19 protein-coding genes and 1 other RNA gene are annotated in these 16,504 nt (G+C 66.8%); 5 read left to right on the top strand and 15 right to left on the bottom strand.

Annotated elements, in window-relative coordinates:
• Nucleotides 1-3: 3 nt before the first annotated feature.
• From E5554_RS07955 to mscL, 14 genes are all read right to left on the bottom strand, one after another.
• A complete protein-coding gene (locus E5554_RS07955; protein WP_136186470.1) occupies nucleotides 4-1,533 on the bottom strand; it encodes a methyl-accepting chemotaxis protein in 1,530 nt (509 codons plus the stop codon).
• A complete protein-coding gene (locus tag E5554_RS07950) occupies nucleotides 1,533-1,853 on the bottom strand; it encodes a hypothetical protein (RefSeq protein ID WP_004210423.1) in 321 nt (106 codons plus the stop codon). Before E5554_RS07950 ends, E5554_RS07955 begins: the two co-directional genes overlap by 1 nt.
• A gap of 72 nt (nucleotides 1,854-1,925) precedes the next feature.
• Nucleotides 1,926-2,276: a (2Fe-2S) ferredoxin domain-containing protein gene (locus E5554_RS07945; RefSeq protein ID WP_136186469.1), complete on the bottom strand. Its 351-nt coding sequence runs from the start codon at nucleotides 2,274-2,276 to the stop codon at nucleotides 1,926-1,928.
• Nucleotides 2,249-2,797 carry a J domain-containing protein gene (locus E5554_RS07940; RefSeq protein WP_004210421.1) on the bottom strand — a complete coding sequence of 183 codons (549 nt, stop codon included), beginning with the start codon at nucleotides 2,795-2,797 and terminating at the stop codon, nucleotides 2,249-2,251. Before E5554_RS07940 ends, E5554_RS07945 begins: the two co-directional genes overlap by 28 nt.
• Before the next feature lie 49 nt (nucleotides 2,798-2,846).
• Nucleotides 2,847-4,793, bottom strand: a complete 1,947-nt coding sequence (locus tag E5554_RS07935; protein ID WP_247594406.1) for a hypothetical protein — start codon at nucleotides 4,791-4,793, stop codon at nucleotides 2,847-2,849.
• A 97-nt stretch (nucleotides 4,794-4,890) separates the two neighbouring features.
• An RNA gene (rnpB, locus tag E5554_RS07930) (RNase P RNA component class A) lies at nucleotides 4,891-5,276 on the bottom strand.
• Nucleotides 5,277-5,305: 29 nt separating this feature from the next.
• Nucleotides 5,306-6,004 carry an N-acetylmuramoyl-L-alanine amidase gene (locus tag E5554_RS07925; RefSeq protein ID WP_136186467.1) on the bottom strand — a complete coding sequence of 233 codons (699 nt, stop codon included), beginning with the start codon at nucleotides 6,002-6,004 and terminating at the stop codon, nucleotides 5,306-5,308.
• Between the two features lie 137 nt (nucleotides 6,005-6,141).
• On the bottom strand, nucleotides 6,142-7,011 hold the full coding sequence (locus E5554_RS07920; protein WP_210729810.1) for a protein-glutamate O-methyltransferase CheR: 870 nt from the start codon (nucleotides 7,009-7,011) through the stop codon (nucleotides 6,142-6,144).
• Nucleotides 7,011-8,105 carry a chemotaxis protein CheB gene (locus tag E5554_RS07915; RefSeq protein WP_136186466.1) on the bottom strand — a complete coding sequence of 365 codons (1,095 nt, stop codon included), beginning with the start codon at nucleotides 8,103-8,105 and terminating at the stop codon, nucleotides 7,011-7,013. Before E5554_RS07915 ends, E5554_RS07920 begins: the two co-directional genes overlap by 1 nt.
• A gap of 64 nt (nucleotides 8,106-8,169) precedes the next feature.
• Entirely contained in the window at nucleotides 8,170-8,535 is a 366-nt protein-coding gene (locus E5554_RS07910; RefSeq protein ID WP_004210416.1) for a response regulator, read from the bottom strand.
• 84 nt (nucleotides 8,536-8,619) lie between these two features.
• Nucleotides 8,620-9,057 carry a chemotaxis protein CheW gene (locus tag E5554_RS07905; protein WP_004210415.1) on the bottom strand — a complete coding sequence of 146 codons (438 nt, stop codon included), beginning with the start codon at nucleotides 9,055-9,057 and terminating at the stop codon, nucleotides 8,620-8,622.
• Nucleotides 9,058-9,068: 11 nt separating this feature from the next.
• Nucleotides 9,069-11,438 carry a chemotaxis protein CheA gene (locus tag E5554_RS07900; RefSeq protein WP_136186465.1) on the bottom strand — a complete coding sequence of 790 codons (2,370 nt, stop codon included), beginning with the start codon at nucleotides 11,436-11,438 and terminating at the stop codon, nucleotides 9,069-9,071.
• Nucleotides 11,439-11,574: 136 nt separating this feature from the next.
• Nucleotides 11,575-11,847, bottom strand: a complete 273-nt coding sequence (locus E5554_RS07895) for a hypothetical protein (protein ID WP_004210413.1) — start codon at nucleotides 11,845-11,847, stop codon at nucleotides 11,575-11,577.
• A gap of 143 nt (nucleotides 11,848-11,990) precedes the next feature.
• Complete coding sequence (gene mscL / locus E5554_RS07890) at nucleotides 11,991-12,425, bottom strand: large conductance mechanosensitive channel protein MscL (protein ID WP_004210412.1); 435 nt, start codon at nucleotides 12,423-12,425, stop codon at nucleotides 11,991-11,993.
• A 101-nt stretch (nucleotides 12,426-12,526) separates the two neighbouring features.
• On the opposite strand from mscL, the gene E5554_RS07885 reads away from it, so the two are divergent.
• Genes E5554_RS07885 through E5554_RS07870 form a run of 4 tightly spaced genes read left to right on the top strand, consistent with a single transcriptional unit; the run spans nucleotide 12,527 to nucleotide 15,156 of the window.
• Entirely contained in the window at nucleotides 12,527-13,129 is a 603-nt protein-coding gene (locus tag E5554_RS07885; protein ID WP_004210411.1) for a LemA family protein, read from the top strand.
• A 10-nt stretch (nucleotides 13,130-13,139) separates the two neighbouring features.
• A complete protein-coding gene (locus E5554_RS07880) occupies nucleotides 13,140-13,940 on the top strand; it encodes a TPM domain-containing protein (RefSeq protein ID WP_029547562.1) in 801 nt (266 codons plus the stop codon).
• Complete coding sequence (locus E5554_RS07875) at nucleotides 13,937-14,617, top strand: hypothetical protein (protein ID WP_136186464.1); 681 nt, start codon at nucleotides 13,937-13,939, stop codon at nucleotides 14,615-14,617. The genes E5554_RS07880 and E5554_RS07875 overlap by 4 nt, the downstream gene beginning before the upstream one ends.
• Entirely contained in the window at nucleotides 14,614-15,156 is a 543-nt protein-coding gene (locus E5554_RS07870) for an NUDIX hydrolase (protein WP_136186463.1), read from the top strand. The genes E5554_RS07875 and E5554_RS07870 overlap by 4 nt, the downstream gene beginning before the upstream one ends.
• Before the next feature lie 218 nt (nucleotides 15,157-15,374).
• Here the strand turns inward: E5554_RS07870 and E5554_RS07865 are convergent, their stop codons facing one another.
• Entirely contained in the window at nucleotides 15,375-15,833 is a 459-nt protein-coding gene (locus E5554_RS07865) for a DUF6456 domain-containing protein (RefSeq protein ID WP_136186462.1), read from the bottom strand.
• Between the two features lie 100 nt (nucleotides 15,834-15,933).
• On the opposite strand from E5554_RS07865, the gene E5554_RS07860 reads away from it, so the two are divergent.
• Nucleotides 15,934-16,497 carry a helix-turn-helix transcriptional regulator gene (locus tag E5554_RS07860; protein ID WP_004210404.1) on the top strand — a complete coding sequence of 188 codons (564 nt, stop codon included), beginning with the start codon at nucleotides 15,934-15,936 and terminating at the stop codon, nucleotides 16,495-16,497.
• Nucleotides 16,498-16,504: the final 7 nt, after the last annotated feature.

Raw genomic sequence — 16,504 nt, 5'->3', positions numbered from 1 at the left:
CGATCAGGCCGCTTCCAGCTGCGCCACGAACAGGTCGGTCGCGCGCTGCAACTCCTGCGCCGTGCGCGACAGGCCGGCCGCCGCGCTCGACACGCGATCGGACAGATTTTCTGTATTACGCGCGACATCGGCCACGGTCGCCATGCGCTGCGCCATATGATCGGCGTCGCGGGCGGTATCGCGCGCCGACTGGCCGATCGCCGCCGTCGCATCGCGCTGGTCGGCCACCGCACGCTGGATCGCCTGCGCCGCCTGCGCCAGTTCCTCGACGCTCCCCGCCACCTCGGACAGGGCTTCCTGCGCCACCCCGGCCCCCTGCCGCGCGGACGAGGCCAGCGACTGGATTTCGCCGGTCGCACTCGCCGTCTGGTTGGCCAGCTGTTTCACTTCGCCGGCCACCACCGCAAAGCCGCGCCCGACCTCGCCGGCCCGTGCCGCCTCGATCGTGGCATTGAGCGCCAGTAAATTGGTGCGGGCGGCAATCTCTGTGATCGAATCGGCGAAGCTGGTGATCGACGCGGTGCGCCCTTCCATCGCCTGCATCGCTTCATGCCCCGCCACCGACACGCGCTGCGCCTCGCCGCCCAGGCTCGCCTGCTGGCTGGCCGCCGCTGCAATCGCACTGATCGATTCGGACAATTGCTCGATCCGCCGCGCCAGCACCGCCGCGCTGGCCGAGGATTGCCCAGCCGCCGCCATCGTCTCGTCCGTGCCCACGCTCGCCCGGCGCGCCAGATCATGCAGCAGCCCGGCCGATTCCTTGAGTTCGCCCGTTGCCGCGCTGACCGCGCTCACCACGCCCGCCACCGACTGGCGGAAGGCGCCGACCAGCGCCAGCGTCTCGCTGCGCCGGTCCTGCGCCATCCGTGTCTTTTCGGCATCCCGCTCGATCCGCAGATGCGCCTCGCGCGCGTCGGACTGGCGCTGGGCATCCATCGCCGATTCCGCCGCATTGCGCCCCGCCTGCGCTTCCCGTGCCAGCCGGGCGGTATCCGCCACATGTGCATCCTGCGCCAGCAGCAGCGCATGCAATCTGATGCTGAGATAGCCCAGGATCGTGCCTTGCAGCACCACAGCAAAGCCATGGACGATGACCCGGCCGATCTCCGCCTGCCCCGAAAACACCCAATTGGGCGCGACATAGGTCAGCACCAGATGATGCAGCGCGATCAGCACCGACGCCAGCAGGATCGGCCGCCAGTCGTAGAGCACCGCCAGCGAGGCGAGCGCCACGAAGAAATACATGTGCGCGTCCATCTGCCAGACATGGCCGCTCAGCAGGAACAGGGTGATCGCCGGCTGCACCGCCGCCAGCGTCCCCATCACCAGCCGCACCTCCAGGTCGTTGCGACGCCGCATCACCATCCAGGTCGGCAGGATATTGGCCAGCGCCGACAGCAGCATGGCGGGCGCTGCCCGCTCACTGCCGATCATCATGCCGCCAATGCCGATCAGCACGGTCCAGATCAGGCTGCACAGCAACAGGATGCGCAGCCCATGCAGGCGCAGGCTTTCGAGACTGTTGAACGCCATCAGGCCAATCCTCCCACCGGTTCGCCACAGGCCGCGGCAAAGGCACGCAGCGGCAAGATGCCGCCCCGCAACAGCGGCAGCAGCGCGTCGCGCTGCCCCTCCACCACCATCGATCCGGGCAGGCGTCCGCTTGCCACCAGCCGGGCGCCATGCGCCACCGCATCGGGCACCAGATGCGCGCGCGCACCGGCCGTCATCGGGATCAGCAGGATGCGCCCCTGCGCCGGCGGATTGCCGTAGAGCAGGGCGAGACCCAGGAGGATGATCGCGAGCTGGGCCAGCAGCACCGCACCGCGCGAGGAAGGAAGCCATATCCGCATGGCATCCCCCCTAGGAAATGTTGGTAAGGATAGGCTTAACAGCCCCGTCCGGATTTACGCATTTTGCGTAAGTCAGCCCGGATTCTGCGCTTCCGCCTGCGCCGGCAGGTCCAGCGCCGCCGCCAGCGCGTCCAGATCCGCCCCCGGCCGCACCAACAGCCAGTCGCGGCTCGCAGCGCCGTTGACCACCGTAATAGCGCCCTTCGGACAGACGCCCAGGCAATTCACCTCGATGATGCCGGCCGCCGCCTTGCGCCCCTTCTTCAGCGACAGATGCCGCCGCAGCGCCTTGGCCAACCGCTCCTCGCCATCCTTGCCGAAGCCGCCGTCCAGCTTCTTCGAGCATTTGCGGCAGACCAGCACGGCATTATGCCAGTTGGACCGGACATGATCCTTCAATCGCTGGCGCCCCGCGGCTTCCAAGTGCGCCGTTCCTCGGCCGCACGCAGCACCTCATAGGCGGCCTGGATTGTCTGGAACTGCACCGCCGCCTCGGCATCGCCCGGCTTCACGTCGGGATGATATTCCTTGGCCAGGCTGCGCCAGCTCTTGCGCACCGCCTCGAAATCGGCGTCATCCTCCAGCCCCAGCGCCTGCAGCGCGTGCATCTCGTCGCGCGACCGGCTGCCGTCGCCGGGACCGCCCCAGCCATGATGGGCGCTCGACTGATAGCCGCCGGCATCGCGCCGTTCGGTGCGCTCGCGCTCGGCCCGCTCTTCCTCGTCCAGCCCCTGAAAATAGTCCCAGTTGCGGTTATATTCGGCCGCATGCTCGCTGCAGAAATACCAGCGGTCCGGGCTGTTGGGCGATTTGGGCGCGGGGCAGTTACCCGGCTGGTCACAGCCGAAACGGTCGCAGATGCGCACGCGCTGCGCTTCCCGCGTCGCGCCATAGGCACGCCAGCGGGGAAAACCCCAGTCATTGGATCGGCTCTGTCTTGCCATCGGACCAAATTAGGGAAGCCGCGCCCGGAAAGCCAGCCCTGCGCCGGGATTAGCGACGGAAAGTCACACCCTGCATGTTGCCGCCGCAGCCAAGGCCACCATCGGGGCGATAGCTTTGCTCATATTTGGCCCGCGTCACGATCTTCGTGCCGTTGGTGCCAAAGATCATCGGTGGATAGGTGATGACGGCCCGCTGGTTGCGGGTCGTGCCGTCCGCCGCGATGTCGAACTGGACCCGCGTCCATCCCTCGACACCCACGGACACCATGTCCGTGGGATAATCGGCGGAGGATACCGGCGCGCTGCGCAAACTGGGCTTGGCATCGACGATCGAACATTGCTGCGCCGACAATCCGGTCGCGGCATAATCGGCCCGTGCCGCTTCCAGATTGCCGCCGGTCGCCTGCAAGCTGGCGCGCCGCACCAGCGCCGCCACGCGCAGCGGGTCATTGGCCGGCAAGGCGCCATCATCGATCACCGCGTTGAGCAGCGCCTGCGATCCGGCCTTTTCCCTGGCCCTCAGATCATCATAGGCCAGGATTGCAAAGGTCGCCCGTGCATCGGCATCGGCCTGATAGTCGGCGGCGCGCAATGCATAGGGGGAATCGGCCCGGATACGGATATCCACATGCTCGGCTGCATCATGGACCAGGCGGTCGACCCGCAATTGCGCCAGCGGCGGGGCATCCGCCGTCCGCACCACCCGGCGCAGCAGCGGGCCATAGGTCTCGACATCCTCGCGCGCGGCCATCGATCCTGCCAGCAGCGGGATCAGCACCGGCACCAGTTCCACCGCCGCATCGCCCTTCTGGCTGCGGATCAGTTGGGCCTGCTGCAACAGCAGCGCGCGCTGCCGGGTCATCGGCACATTGTCCAGCACCGGGCCGGGAACGCGCCTGGCCTCCAGCCAGTCGCCCAGCGCCTTGGTCGGCCCCGCCAGCATCGACGGGCCGCCTTCCGCGGTCGAACAGCGCAGTTCCAGCCGCGTCACGAACCGGAACAGCGCCGGGATATTCTTCACGTCATCGGGCCGCCACGACCAGTCCCGCACCGCCCGCGCGAACGCCAGCGCCGACGGGCCGGGACGCGATCCATAGACCGGCCGGGCATAGGAAACAGCACCGCTGTCGCTGATGCCGAATTCCACCACGGCATAATCCTCGGGCTGGATGCCATCCTCGCCACAGCGCGGCAGCGCCATGTCCGCGCCCTGGGTGAAGTCCTGCTGCGGCATGCGCCCGGCACCGGTATAGACCAGATAATTGCGCGCCGTTTCGCGATGGCCGGCCAGCATGGCGGCGATCGACGCATCCGACCGGGTCACCAGATCATCGAAATCGACCCTGGTGGTCAGCCCACCCTGCTGCTTCACCGCCCGTGCGAACAGTTTTTCCGCAGGATCGAACTGGCCCAGATTGAGCAGCGCCCGCCCCCGGATCAGGTCGATATGCGCCAGCGATGCCTTGTCGAACATCTTGGGGTCCGCCACCGCAATGGCATTGGCCGCTTCCGCGGCCTTCAGCGCTTCGGCCGGATCGACGAACGTGCCGGCCTGCGCCTGCCCCAGCAGCGCCTGGATGCGCGCCGCCGGCCCCTCCGCTTCGGCCAGCGCCGCGCTGAAATGGGCCAGCGCACCGACATAGTCGAGGTCGCCCATCGACACGCGCCCCAGCGTATAGGCGGCACGATAGCGGTCGGTCGACAGGCTGGCATCATCCTTGGGCAGGGCCGGCGCCGCCAGGTTCAGCAAGTCGCGCGCCTCGGCCCAGCGCGACAGTTCCGCCAGCACCATGGCCTTGCGTACGCGCACGATCGCCAGGCTGCGCGGATTGCGCACCACTCGGCCTTCGAGTGCGGTGAGGATTTCAAGCGCGCGGGGATAATCCGCTGCCTCGGTGGCTTGCGTCGATTGCTCGAACAATTGCTGGATCGTGCCAGTTGCGGGCGCAGGCGCTGCCGGCGCCGCATCCTGCATCGCATGACCGATAGCAGGCATGGCCGCCATCGCCATCAGCAAGGCCAAATATCTGTTACGCAAACCGAATCCCCCCAAGACCGCGGACCGGTTATTGCGATAACCTCGCAACAGGGGAAATGCCAGAGGGCCTGTAAGCCGGGTTCTGTCCACCCCCCAAGGGGGATAGGCGACCATTCCTCTAGGGGACGGATTGCTCCGTCCCTCAAGCAACCAACCCGGGCGGTCTCAGTCGAAACAGACCTAGCAGTCAAGCTGCGCGCCGCCCCTATTCGGTCTTGCTCCCGGTGGGGTTTACCGTGCCGTCTTGCGTTGCCGCAGACGCGGTGCGCTCTTACCGCACCCTTTCAATTTCACTGGGCCGAAGCCTTAGTGACCTGCTTTCTGTTGCACTGTCCCTTGGATCACTCCAGCCGGCCGTTAGCCGGCACCGTCATTTCGTGGAGCCCGGACTTTCCTCGCCGTGGAAGTTACCCGCCACGCCGCGGCCGCCCGGCCCTCTGGCACAGGCGCCTATAGGCGCAAAAATCGGGTCAGTCATCCCCTGTCGGCTTGGGCAGCAGCAGCGCGAGCAAAATCGCCCGGCATTCGCCATCAATGACGCCGTCGATCAGTTCCGGGCGGAAGCGCCGCTGGAAGGCGACGACCGCTGGTTGCGGCTCGGCAATGTCATAGCCGAAGCGTTCGAGCGCCAGCATGAAGCCGCTGTCAGTCCAGTGCGGGTCCATCAGATTCTTGGTCGGTCGCGGTAGCGCCAGCCGCAGCCGCGCCAGTTGCCCCCAGGGAAAAAGTTCGCCTGGATCCTGCTTGCGCGCGGGCGCGATGTCGCTGTGCCCGACGATATTGCCGCGCGTGATCCGGTGGCGCTGGACGATGTCGTGCACCAGCGGGATCAGCGATCCCATCTGCGCCTCGGGGAAAGGCCGATAGCCCCATTCATGGCCGGGATTGACGATTTCGATGCCGATGCTGGCGCTGTTCACATCGTCGATGCCGCGCCAGTGCGACCGGCCGGCATGCCAGGCGCGCTTGTCCTCGGCCACCATGCGGATGATCTGGCCATCCTCGGTCACGACATAATGGGCCGACACCTTGGATTCGGCATTGGCCAGCCAGTTGATGGCACTCGCCGCGTCCGGCATGCCGGTATAATGGAGCACCAGCATGGTGATCGGCAGGCTGCGCTCGTCATAATTGGGCGACGGCGTCTCGATCATGGGGATGTCGGTCATCGCAAAGGGCCCGTCACCACGAAAAGTCCAGTCTCACGCCCTGTTCCGCCCTGCGTCGCGCCGCGTCATGCAGCCACAGGCGGAATCATGGCCGAGACCGGCGCGGCAATCAAGCGTGGTAAATGGTCTCCAGGCGATTAGCTCGCGCGCCGCGCCGAATTGCCGGCATCGGCCGATGCCCCCCGCCGCGCATAGCTGCCGCGAAATTCGGGATGCGGCACAAATTCCTCGCTCTGGCCGATCACCGTCTCGCCCGCGCCCAGCAGCAGCACCGACCGGTCATGGCTGTGCCGGGCCAGCAGGTCGAACACGCTCTGGCGCCGTTCGGGCGAGAAATAGAGCAGCACATTGCGGCACAGCAGCAGGTCATAGGCGCCGGTCGGCACCCGCGCGGCGAACAGATTATCCTGCCGGAAATCGATCATCCGCCGCAGCTCCGGGTTCGCGCGCCAGTCATCGCCCGCGGGCTCGAACCATTTGATCAGGTCGCCGATCGGCAGGCCGCGCTGCACGTCCATCTGCGAGAAAATGCCGCTGCGCGCCTGGTCGATCGCTGCGCTCGAAATATCGGTCGCCAATATCTCGATCCGCCAGCCGGCCCAGCGCGCCGCCTCGTTACAGAAGCGGATCGCCAGCGAATAGGCTTCCTGCCCGGTCGAACAGCCCGCGCTCCAGATCCGCAGCACCCGGTCGCCCCGCGCCTCCTGGATGCGCGGCAATATCTGCCGGTGGATGAGGTCGAATATCTGCAGATCGCGGAAGAAGCTGCTTTCATTGTTCAGCAGTGCGTTCACCACATCCTCGTCCAGGCGCGGATTGCGGCTGCGCAGCAGCTTGCCGGCCAGTTCGTCGATATCCTGCAACCCATGGTCGCGCAGCACGGGCTTCAGCGCCGTCTCCATGCGCCAGGCCCGTCCCTCGGACAGAACCTGGCCGGTCCGCGCTTCCAGCAGACCCGTCAAAATCCGGGCAGCGCCCGATCCCATCCTGGAAGGGGGCAAGGCCATCAGTCGTTCATCTTTCCGCGTCGTGCGACAAAATCCATGATCGCATGGGGTTCCATCAGGGCACAGGTCAGCCCTGCCCCCGCGACCGATCCCGGCATCCCCCATACCACGCTGCTTGGCTCATCCTGGGCGACGATCCAGCCGCCCGCTGCCACGATATCCCGCGCCCCGGCCGTGCCGTCGCGGCCCATGCCGGTCAGCACGATCCCCGCCGCGCCCGCGCCATAGACATCGGCCATGGCGGCAAACATCGGGTCGACACCCGGCAGATTGCCCGACGGCGTCCGTTCCGGGTCCAGCACCACGCTCACCCGGCCATGCAGCCCGCGCCGCAGCAGCAGGTTGGCGTCGCCCGGCGCAACATAGACGGTGTCGGGCGCCAGCTGATCGCCGGCCTCCGCCACCTTGACCCGCAGGCTGGTCATGCGCGCCAGTTGCTGCGCGAAATAGACGGTGAAGCTGACCGGCAGATGCTGGGTCAGCAGGATCGGCACGCCCAGCGGCGCGGTCAGGCCGCTGAACAACTGGCTGAGCGCATGGATGCCCCCGGTCGACGCCCCGATGCCCAGGCAGGCCAGGGGTTCGACCGCAGCGCTGGTCGCATGAGCGGGCGCAACCATGGTCGATCGCTGCGCCGGTACCGTCGGCGCTTCGCCGCCGAACAGCCGGCCAAGCCGATCGATCAATGCCTGAGGGAATTGTTCGCCGAAGCTGCCGCTGCCCGGCTTGGAGAGAATATCGCTCGCACCCAGCGCCAGCGCCTCGATCGCCGCCGCACTGCCCTCCTCGCAGCGGCCCGACAGGATCGCCACCTTGCCCTGCGGGTTCGATCGCAGGATCGCGGGCAGCGCGGCCAGGCCGCTCTGGCCCGGCAGTTCGATGTCGAGCAGCACCAGGTCGACACTATGTTCGGCCAGATAGCGCAGCGCATTTTCCGCGCTGTTGGTCTTGTGGACGACGGTAAAGCCGGGATCGGCGTTCAGGATGCGCTCGATCACCGTGCGCACCACCACCGAATCGTCAACCACCAGCGTGCGCACCGCGGGAGCGGTGTGGCTGTCGAGGCTGACCATGGTCGGCACGAAGACGGTCATTGACGGGCTTTCAGAACGAAGAGGCTGGGAAAGACGGCGATATCCTCGAAGGGAGGGACCGGGCCTAGATGACCCCGACGATCGCCAGCTTGCTCTCCAGCGTCTCGCGGTCGAACGGCTTCATCACATATTCGTCGGCACCGGCCTCGACCGCCGCCTTGATATGGCTGATGCCGTTTTCCGTGGTGCAGAAGATGATCTTGGGCCGGGCCTCCATCTTGGTGGCCGACAGCGCCTGCAGGAATTCCATCCCGCTCATCACCGGCATGTTCCAGTCGAGCAGCACCACGTCGGGCAGGCTGGCCTCGCACTGGGTCAGGGCATCCTGCCCGTCCACCGCTTCGGTCACGGTCAGGTCCAGCGATTCCAATATGTGGCGTGCCACTTTGCGGATGACCTTGGAATCATCGACGACCAGGCAGTTCTTCATGAAGCGTCCCTTTGATTTTTACGTGCCGGGAGGAGAGGCGTAAACGCGAAAGGCGAGGAAATGGTAAACGACGCGGTCAAGCGATCAGGCCGCCTGTGCCTGGGCACCGGCCTCGATGAAGCCGGCCAGCGACACCAGCAGATGGGGCACGCCCTCATGCTCCACCACGCCCCGCGCAAAGGGCATCCAGGCCGAATCCAGTTGTCCGCGCAGCGGCAGTTCGCCCTCCGGCACGCGACAGATATCCGACACGCCATCGACCATCAGGCCATAGCTATGGCCGCTGATATTGGCGATGATCGCCAGGTCGCGCTGGTCCGCCGGGGTCGCGCGCCCATGAATCAGCGCGGCGACATCGATGATCGTCAGCACCCGGCTGCGCAGCGCGGAAAGACCCGCGACATGCACGCCCATGCCGGGCACGGGCGATATCTCGGTCAGCTTGACCACCGCCTCGACCTCACTGGCATCGACCGCGATGCGGGCGCCGGCCAGCGTCGCCAACAGATAGAGTTGCTCCATCGCTCTTCCCCTTATCCGCGCGTACCGGACAGCGCCGCCATCAGCGCGTCCTGGTCATAGCGGTAGATGCTGGCATCCATTGGCCCCGTGGCCCGCGGCGTGGCGCGCAGATGCACCACCCGGCATCCCATGATCTCGGCCACCTGGCCGACATCGCCGGCCGAATAGAGCACGATATCCTGCGCATCGACGGCGTCGCCCGGCAGGCCCAGCACCACTTCATGCCCGGCCTGGCGCAGCAGCGGCGCCAATATCTCGCGGGTCCAGCCATCCTCCGCATCCGCCAGCAGGCAACGGCCCCGGCTATGCGGCGCGATCGGTTCCTGCGGCAGCGCGGCGAACAGGGCGAAGGGATTGATGACCTCCAGATGCTCGCCATCGACCACCGCGACGCCGCTCAGCATGCCGTGCATCGCCACCATGTCCGGCACCAGCGGCATCTGGACGATGTCCAGCACCGCCGCGACCGGGTAGCAGGCTTCCAGGCTGCCATCGCGCAGGCGCAGCGCGCAGACCTTGTCCTCGGCAAAGGCATGGCGGCCGTTCACCACCGGCACCAGCCGCTCGTCCAGCCGGACGAAGGCCTGGCCACCGGACCGGCCGAACAGCCTGGCGTCGATATCCTCGACCCGCTCGATCAGCGACAAGCGCAGCAGGCGCCGTTCGCCCGACAATTCCTCGAAACGCAGTGCCGCCACCATTTCGACGCCAGCCTCCTGCGCGGCGGCATCCGCCACCGCGCCATGGGCGCGATCGTCGATCAGGTTCGGCAGGCGCGCCGCATTGGCCAGGCCCGCCGCATCCAGCAGCAGCATCGGCTTGCCATTGTCGGGCAGGGTCATGCCGGCATAGACGCCACTCGCCATCACCAGCGGCGATGCGGGACGGATCACCAGTTCCTCATGATTCTCGACCGCAGACACGCCCATGGCAAAGGGCACGCCGGTCGCCGATCGCACCACCATCACGGCGCGCGGTCCAATCTGCTGCGGCTTGTCCATGCCCAGCACATCTTCCAGATCGATCATCGAATGGCGGATCGACCGGATCGTCGCGATCTTGGCACCGCCGACATCGGCAATCTGCATCATCTCGTTATTGTCGTGCAGTATCTCGACCACCGCCGCGCGCGGGATCGCGAAATGCAGCCCCCCGGCGCGCACGATCAGGCCCGGAATAATGGTCAGCGTCAGCGGCACGCGCAGCGTGATGCGCAGCCCCTGCCCCGGATGATTGTCCAGCGCGATGACGCCGCCGATCCGTTCGATATTGGCGCGCACCACGTCCATGCCGACGCCCCGGCCCGACACCGCCGTCACCTTGGCGGCCGTCGTCAGCCCCGGCTGGAAGATCAGGTCCAGCTTGTCCTGCTCGGTCATCCGCGCCGCCGCGTCGGGCGTCAGCCGGCCGGCGGCGATCGCCTTTTCCACCAGCCGCGCGGTGTTGATGCCGGCGCCGTCATCGCTGATCTCGATCACGATCTGGTTGCCCGACTGGCGCGCCTCCAGCCGCAACCGGCCGGCGTCCGGCTTGCCCGCCGCGCGACGCCGCTCGGGCGTCTCGATGCCATGGTCGATGCTGTTCCGCACGATATGGGTGAGCGGGTCGACGACCATCTCCACCATCTCGCGGTCCATCTCGACATCGCCGCCTTCCAGGCTCAACTCGATCCGCTTGTCGAGATCGCGGCTCAGGTCGCGCACCATGCGCGGCATCGCCGCGAACAGGCGCTCGACCCGCTGCATGCGGGTCTTGGAAATCACGTCGCGCATGTCGGCGACACAGGTGGACAGCCGCTCGAACGCGCTGTCCAGTTCGGGGTCGGCCGACCGGTCGCGCAGCTTGCGCGACAATTCATTGCGCGCCAGCACCATATCCGACACGCCGTTCATCAGCTGATCGATCAGCGACAGCGGCAGGCGGATGGTCCGCAGCGCCTGGCCCTGGCGCACCGCCGCGACCGGGGCCGCCGGCTCTTCGGGCTCAGCTTCTGCGGCGGGCGCGGCCGGTGCCTCCACCTGCGTCAGCGCGCCGATCAGATATTCGTCATTCTCGTTGGGCAATGCCGCGCCGCGCGCCACCGCCTCGGCCAGTTCGCCGATCCGGTCCATGATCGCCAGCACCGCGCTGACGGTCGCGGGATCGGGCTTGCGATTGCCGGCGCGAATCTCCGACAACACGTCCTCGGCCGCATGGCTCAATTTCTCGAAACGCGGCAGATTGAGGAAGCCGCAGCTGCCCTTGACCGTATGGAAGAAGCGGAAAATGGCGTCCAGCCGCTGGCTATCGCCCGGATTGGCCTCCCAGGCGACGACCTCGCCCGCCAGAGCCTCCAGCGTTTCCTGCGTTTCGGATATGAATTCCTGAAGTAACTCGTCCATTCCCACGACCTTTGGATGCGCGCGAGGGCACCATGGCCGGCCGTGGTTAAGGGGCCGTTAAAGGCGAGAGCGGGCGAAGAAAAAGGGCGCCGCAAGCGCGACGCCCCTTTGGCCCGATGGTCGGTGCCGCAGCAGATCAGTGCTGCTTCTTCTCCACCGCGTCGGCGGCAGCCTCGCCCGCCTCGCGGGTGGCGTCGGCTTTGTTCTCCAGCGCGTCGGCCGCATTTTCGGCTGCGTTTTCGGCGTTGCCCGACAGGTTGTCGGCCATCGCTTCCATGTTCGCGGCCTGGTTGTCGAGAGCGTCCGCCTGATTCTCGTAGGCATTCTCGACCTTGTTTTCCTGCTTGGAATCGCACGCGGCGAGCGAGACCATGCTGGCAAGGCCAAGGATTGCGACGAAGCTTTTCACAGCGTTTTCTCCTGTTGCGCCCCCTCAGGGCTGACATATTCGACACGAGGTTCGGGACGGTCCTTGCCATCCCGAACCCTGACGCCGATCAACCGGCCGCGTCCCCAATGGTTCCCACCAGGGCCTCGGTTCGTCGCAATCGCTTATTTTTTCAGCGAGTCGCGAATCTCGCGCAGCAGCACGATATCCTCGGGGGTGACGGCCGGCGCCGGCGCTTCCTCGGGCTTGGCCAGAACCTTGTTCACCAGCTTCACCAGCAGGAAAATGATGAAGGCCAGGATGATGAAATTGACCAGCACGGTCAGGAACTGGCCCCAGCCGAACATGGCGACGCCGGCCGCCTTCAGGTCGGCATAGCTGTTGGGATTGCCCTTGAACCCCTCGGGCAGGTCGCCCAGGCGCAGGAAGTAGCCCGAAAAGTCAGCACCACCGAAAAGATAGCCGACCACCGGCATGATCAGGTCATCGGTCAGCGACTTGGTGATGGTGGCGAACGCGCCACCGATGATGACACCAACCGCCAGGTCCATGACATTGCCGCGATTGATGAACGTCTTGAATTCCGAAATCAGCCCCATGATGAACCTCTTGTCTCGCCTTCGATAAACTCTGCATGGCCCGTTGCACGCCATCCGACAACGCCCTATTTCCGTCAGCGAAACAGAGCCGAGGATGTTCCATGCTTTTCCCGCGTCGCCTCTCCCGCCTTTTGCTGCCGGTCATGGGCGCGCTTGCGCTGTCCGCCTGCGGCATCAACAGCGTCCCCACTGCCGAGGAAAATGCCAAGGCCAAATGGGCTGACGTCCAGGCGCAATATCAGCGCCGCGCCAACCTCACCGGCAACCTCGTCGCCACGGTCAAGGCCGCCGGCAAGCAGGAACAGGCGACGCTGACCGCCGTTACCGAGGCCCGCGCCAAGGCGACGTCGATCCAGATCAACGCCGCCGACCTGTCCGATCCGGCCAAGGTCGCGCAATATCAGGCCGCCCAGGCACAACTGAGCCAGGGCCTTGGCCGCCTGCTCGCCTCGGTCGAGGCCTATCCCGATCTCAAGACCAACGAGAATTTCCTGCAGCTCCAGTCGCAGCTGGAAGGCACGGAAAACCGCATCGCCGTCTCGATCCGCGACTATAATGAAGCGGTCCAGGCCTATAATACCCGCATCCGCACCTTCCCCGACGCGATCGGCGCCAAGCTGATCCATGGCGCGAAGCCCATGGCCCCGTTCCAGGCGGTCACGCCCGGCGCGGAAGAAGCGCCCAAGGTCGACTTCGGCAACTGAGCCGATAACGATGATGCGGCGCCTGCTGCTGGTCCTTGCGCTGCTGGTCTTCATACCGGCGGCGCAGGCACAGACCTTTCCCAAGCTGACCGGCCAGGTGGTCGATGCCGCAAATCTGCTCTCGCCGCAGCAGGAGCAGGCGCTGACCGCCAAGCTGGCCGCGCTCGACAAGCAGAGTGGGCGACAGGTGGTGGTCGCCACCGTGCCCGACCTCCAGGGCTATGAGATTGGCGACTATGCCTATCAGCTCGGCCGCAGCTGGGGCATCGGCAGCAAGGAAAAGGACGACGGCACGATCCTGCTGGTCGCCCCGAACGAGCGCAAGGTGTGGATCGCCACCGGCTATGGTGTCGAGGGTATCGTCACCGACGCGCTCGCCTCGCGCATCTATCGCACCGCCATCATCCCGCGCTTCAAGGCGGGCGACTTTCCCGGCGGCATCGACGCTGGCGTCAACGAACTCGCCACCCTGCTGACCCTGCCGCCCGAGGAGGCGAAGGCGCGCGCCGCCGCAGCCGAGGCGGAGCAGCGCAAGGGTGACAGCGGCGGCGGCGCCGTGATGCTGGTCTTCTGGGTCATCGTGATCGTCATCGTCGGCATATCGATGTTCGCCAGCCGCGGCGGTCGCGGTCGCCGCTATCGCGGCGGTGCCGGCCCTGTCATCATCTGGGGCCCGTCCGACAGCGGATGGGGCAGCGGCGGTGGTTCCGGCTGGGGCAGTGGCGGCGGTGGCTGGGGCGGCGGCGATGGCGGCGGCTTTTCCGGCGGTGGCGGCAGCTTCGGCGGCGGCGGTGCGGGAGGCAGCTGGTGAAGCCGGTACAGTTCAGCGAAGGTGATCATGACATTGTCTCGGCCGCCGTCAGGGAGGCGGAGAAACTGACATCGGGCGAGATCGTGCCGATCGTCGCGCGTCGATCCGACGCCTATCATGATGCCGGCCTGCACTGGGCGATCGGCACCGTGTTCGTCGCCCTCGCCTTCTTCGCCTTCTTCCCGGACTATCTGCGCGACCTGGCCGGCCGGCTGCTGGGCGACTGGGACCATCAGGTCGCCGACTGGAAGATGTTGACCATCCTGCTGGGCGACCTGATCCTCGACTTCCTAGTGGTGCGCTACCTGCTCGCGATCATGCCGCTGCGCATGGCGCTCACCCCGCGCGCGACCAAGGCGCGCCGGGTCCGACGCCGCGCCATATTGCTGTTCCGCGCCGCTGCCGAGGCCCGCACCGCCCGCCGCACCGGCGTCCTCATCTATCTCTCGCTCGACGAGCATCGCGCCGAAATCGTCGCCGACAAGGCGATCAACGACCGCGTCACGCCCGAAGCCTGGGGCGAGGCGATGGCGCTGCTGATCGATGCGGTGCGCGACGACCGGCCGGGCGAAGGCCTTGCCCTCGCCATCGGCCGGGTCGGCGCGATTCTGGCGCCGCACTTCCCCCGCGCCGCCGACGACATCAACGAACTGCCGGACAGACTGATCGAATTATGAGCGATAATGACTGGAATGCGCCCGAGGAAGTCATGTGGACCGGGCGCTTCATTACCGCGAAGAAGCGCGGCAAATGGGAATATGTCGGCCGCGCCCGCGGCATCCGCGCCGCCGTCATCCTGGCGATCGACGAGGACGCCGACGGCCGCCATGTCCTGCTGGTCGACCAGTATCGCGTGCCGCTTGGCAAGCGCTGCATCGAACTGCCCGCGGGCCTCGTCGGCGATCATGACGCTGGCGAGGACGCCAGCCTCGCCGCCAGCCGCGAACTGGAGGAAGAGACCGGCTATCTCCCCGGTCGCCTCGAATCGCTCGGCGAATTTTTCAGCTCGCCCGGCATGGTCTCGGAAAGCTTCACCCTGTTCCGCGCCCATGATCTGGTGAAGACCGGCGATGGCGGCGGCGTCGACAGCGAGGATATCCGCGTCCACCGCGTCCCCCTCGCCACCCTGCCGGACCAGATCACCGCCTGGCGCGACCAGGGCTTTGCCATGGACGTGAAGCTGCTCCTGCTGCTCGGCGCAGGATTCTTGGCCTGAATGCAAACATACCGCGCCCCTCCCTTCCAGGGAGGGGTTGGGGTGGGTAGCGAGCGCAGCGGGGTCCATGGCCTAGGCGCTACGGGCCGCTGCATATTTATTCCGTTCGCCCTGAGCGAAGTCGAAGGGCATGACTGAGCGAAGGCGAAGTCATCGCCTCGCGCCGCTCGGCCGAAGGCTTCGACTTCGCTCAGCCCGAACGGTTCATTTAGCCCGCCTCACCCAACCCGATACCAGTCCGCCACCCGGTCGAGCGCCAGCCCCAGCACCAGCTTGCCCGCGCGACTGGGCCAGCCCAGCGCCCGCTCCGCCGGCCCCAGCCCCTCACCCGCGCACACCACGCGCCACAATATATCGGCCAGCCCCGGCCCCGCCGCCCGCACCGCGCCGTCGAACCGCTCGCGGGCCGAGAGTTGCGCAGCGCTCGGATCAGGTATCGCCGCTGCTCCGCCCCGTCGCCGCTCCGCCGGCGCCCCGTCCCAGCGCATCGTCACCCGCGCGCCCAGCCCCGCCTGCTCCCAGTCGCGGCGCAGCCTCTCGCCTGCCGCCAGTTGCCGATCGCTCACATGACCCCGCGCATGCAGCCAGCCGATCGGCGATTCCCCCAGATGCAGCTTCACTGCCTGCATCTTGCCGGCAGGGTCTTCGATCATCTGGTCGACAAACTGGGCGGCCATGGCGGCATCTCCTGACAGGATGGGGAAGAGCAGGGGCTTGCCACGGCGGATAATCTGTAGGAAAGAGAAAACCAAATAGGTTATCAATCCGAGGACAGCCATGATCACCCGCATCCGCGAGGTCCGCAAGGCCAAGGGCCTGACGCTGGAACAGGTGGGCCTGCTCTGCCTGCCGCCCACCACCGCCCAGACGATCGGCCGGCTCGAAACCGGCACCCGCACCGTCTCGGTCAAATGGCTGAACCGCATCGCCGACGCGCTCGGCGTCACCAGCGCCGAACTGGTCGCCCTGCCCGGCCAGAGCGAAGTGCCCGTCGCTGCCCTGCTCGGGCCGGAGGGCGCGCGCGCGCCCGTCCGCGCCCTGTCCTTCCCGCCGCCGGTACCCGCCGACGGGATGATCGGCATCCAGGTCAATGCCAGCATCGGCGACTATCGCAGCGGCGACGCCATCTGGTGCCGCCGCATCGCCCCGGCCGATTTCGCCAGCGCCTTGAACCGCGACGTCCTCTTCCCCCGCCCCGCCGGCCGCTTCCTGTTCGGCCGCCTCATCGGCCGCGAGGGCGACCGGCTCCAGATATTGCCGCTCGGCCATGGCGCCCGGCAACAGGTGCTGACCGACCCACCCTGGGGCGCGGTGGCGGTGCAACTCGTCCGACGGCTATAGCCAAGCG

Source organism: Sphingobium sp. PAMC28499, from assembly GCF_004795815.1.
Lineage (GTDB): Bacteria > Pseudomonadota > Alphaproteobacteria > Sphingomonadales > Sphingomonadaceae > Sphingobium > Sphingobium yanoikuyae.
The sequence above is the reverse complement of the archived record's forward strand: the minus strand, read 5'-3'. Positions and strand labels throughout refer to the sequence as shown.